This is a genomic window from Pseudomonas sp. Sample_14 (assembly GCF_004307515.1).
GTDB lineage: Bacteria > Pseudomonadota > Gammaproteobacteria > Pseudomonadales > Pseudomonadaceae > Aquipseudomonas > Aquipseudomonas atacamensis.
This window is the reverse complement of sequence record NZ_RCOC01000107.1, coordinates 1-2,801: the sequence shown is the minus strand read 5'-3', so window position 1 is coordinate 2,801 and position 2,801 is coordinate 1. Positions and strand designations below refer to the sequence as shown.

1 protein-coding gene is annotated in these 2,801 nt (G+C 54.8%); it reads right to left on the bottom strand.

Features of this window, described 5'->3' with window-relative positions; translation table 11 throughout:
• Nucleotides 1–348: 348 nt before the first annotated feature.
• The gene (locus D8U61_RS27420) at nucleotides 349–2,418 is read right to left on the bottom strand and encodes a hypothetical protein (protein ID WP_125927973.1); all 2,070 of its coding nucleotides are present in this window, start codon (nucleotides 2,416–2,418) and stop codon (nucleotides 349–351) included.
• Nucleotides 2,419–2,801 lie beyond the last annotated feature (383 nt).

Below are 2,801 nucleotides of genomic sequence, written 5' to 3'. Positions count from 1 at the left end.
AAACCCGATCACTGAACATTCAGCGACCGCACCACAATAGAACCCGCCCCCAAGGCGCACAAGCCGGCGGATTCTGGCTTGGCTGTAGGCAATGGCGCAAGGATTTGTGGCCTTGAGACCGTATCCGCAGGTGTCTTTTAAACAGCTCCGTTTAAATCAAAGAATTGCGCCGAACCTGATGGCCTCTTCGCGAGCAGGCTCGCTCCCACATTTGGAATGCGGTCAAGTTGTGGGAGCGAGCTTGCTCGCGAAAGAGCCATCCGGGCCAGCAGAAAAACCTTGATCACACACGCTATTTAAATCACTGGAATTTAAATCCGTCCCTTTTATTTAGTTCGCTTTGGTGCGCTATTCGTCAGGCAATAAAGGCAGCTTCGGTCGTCGGCCTACGAAAGGATAAGTACCGCTGGCGCTAGTTAGGCCGATTGTCAGCCCGCTATGTCGGTGGTCTACGGGGGCGGGAGGAACGGCGTTACCGTTCGAACGTAGAAAGCTGATTTGGGCCTGGTCGTTGACGGCAATCGTGCCGTAAAAGTTAGGAGACACCTGACCTAGAAAACTCGATTGAAATTGAAAACTGATAGGGGGATTGAAGATTTGCGTATCAGTCCTTGTAAACGGAACAGGCTCCAAATTCAGATCTCGCAGGGCGGCGTGCGCCGCGCTCCAAGTCAAAGCTCGGGAATCAGCGAATAATTCGTACACATTGGAACATTTCACCGGGTATTGAGCAGTTCTCCCCGCTGCATCTCGCACTTCGATCACAGTTGACCCGTTTGAGACAGAGTAGACCTCGCCCGTCGTGAAGTTGACGGTTGCGATGTGCACGTTGTGAGAGGTGAAGGTAAAAGGCGGGGTTCCATCAACTGGAAGCCGAGTTGCATGGGACTGTGGAGACTTATAGCTGGTTCGGGTCCAGTCTGGCTGATAAGTGGATTGCGGGGACATATAGTAGTTGAGGCCGTCGAGCAGCATTTCCGACGGATCTATCTTCAATGGCTTGGCCACACTCACCGTATAAGTACGCACCCGAAGTGGCACCGCTTTTGTCTTGTCCATAACCCCGTCAAGATTGACGGCACAAACCACTCTCAACGGGCTTCCATCTTTCAGTTTTTTCAACCACTCGACTTGCGCCAGCAACGAAATCCTGTCGGCCAGTTCACTGCGCCCGCCTGACGAGATTTCGTTGGTTACCGGGTTCCCATCCGCGTCAACGCCTTCAAAATCAACCCAAACCGGATGGGTCTGTTGCATCAGTGGAATTTTTTCCGAGAGCACCCGCGCATCATTCGGTAGTTCCGGAACATTGAGCTGCTGCCCCATTTCCCCCGCAATATTCGGAGTCGGCAAGCGCGGGTCGTCCGCCGCGATTTTATCGATGACCACCTCCAGAGGAGGGGATTCGCCGATGGGCGCGCCATCACGAATCAATACCCACGACACCTGGATTGTTTTGCCTTGATGAGCGAGGAGGAACGCCACGCTGAATGTGAAATTGGCGCGTTGGTTGGTGTTGAATGCCACTTGCGGAAATGATGAACCCGGTAGGCCATCGACAATCTTCAGCGTCGCCTTGTCGTTTGCCAAAGCGGCTTTGAACTCGGCCCGGACCTTCACTCCGCCTTCACTTGCCAGCACATCGATTGGGGAGACGGCGTTAACGAGCGTAGGCGGCTCTTGGGAGATCTTGTCCAGATCCACTTCCACGAACACGGCATCGGACCAGGTTGGAGGGCCGGATGGGTTGGTCAGGTAGTCGACAACGCGATATTTGATTTCGAAGGTTTTATCGTTGCCACCCTCGATCAGCTTGTCTTTCGGGATGTCGATCACGACACTTTCTGGCACGGGAGGCGGGGGAGACACACTGCTGGGTATGAGCTGATATATGTGATGGACGCCATTGCAAGACACAAAAATCAGGTCATACCACTGCACGTTGGCGTAGGTGGCAGTCACCTTGAACTTGTCAGCTTCCGCCTGGTTGATGACCTTGTGGCTGACGGTGAGATTCAATACCGGTGGTAAATCACCGGGCGGAGAGGTTCGATGGTAGAGCACCAGCTCAGGTGTGAGTTCATCATTCCCGGACGTGCGCTCAATGTGAATTTTGATGCGGTTAAGGCCTTTTTGCAGTGAGCCGGCAGGCAGGCGCAGAGGCGTATCGTCGCTTTCCTTGCCCTCAGCGATGGTGGTGCTAGGCCCTTTGTTGTCGTTGATCAGCGGGATGAGCTTATCGTTCTTGGTCTGATTTAAGTAAGCCAGCATGAGGATCAACAAGCCCTCGGTTTCATTGGCTTTCACAATGGTGACGCCGCCATGGACGTCTGCCATTGCAGGTTCCAGCTCAACCATTTCGGGGGCTTGCGGGCGGGTCAGTGCAAACGGTTCAACGAAGTTACGGACGCGGCTCATTGCATTCTCCTTGCATGACGTAGGAACGCTCTTGCTGCATCTAATGCGAGACCGGCCGGGCCGTCACCTGTCAACTCTGACAGGTAGGAGGGGGTTTGCGATGAACGGTCATGAAGAGTGTTCCCATGCACAAAGGCATGCAGACGGGACGCTCCGGGTCCCATCGGGAGCCGAACGCGGAGCGTCCGTTGAGGCATTCCCACGCAGGAGCGTGGGAACGATCATCGGGCTCCGCTACTGCGGCAACTCCAGATTATCCAGCACCCGATTTACCGCCAGTTCCCCGAGCATGATCAGTTGCGCAATCCCCATCAGCATCCGGCGCTGGGATGGCTTGACCAGTCCGGCGAATTCCTGGGCGATGGTTTTGGCCGAGGCGAGGG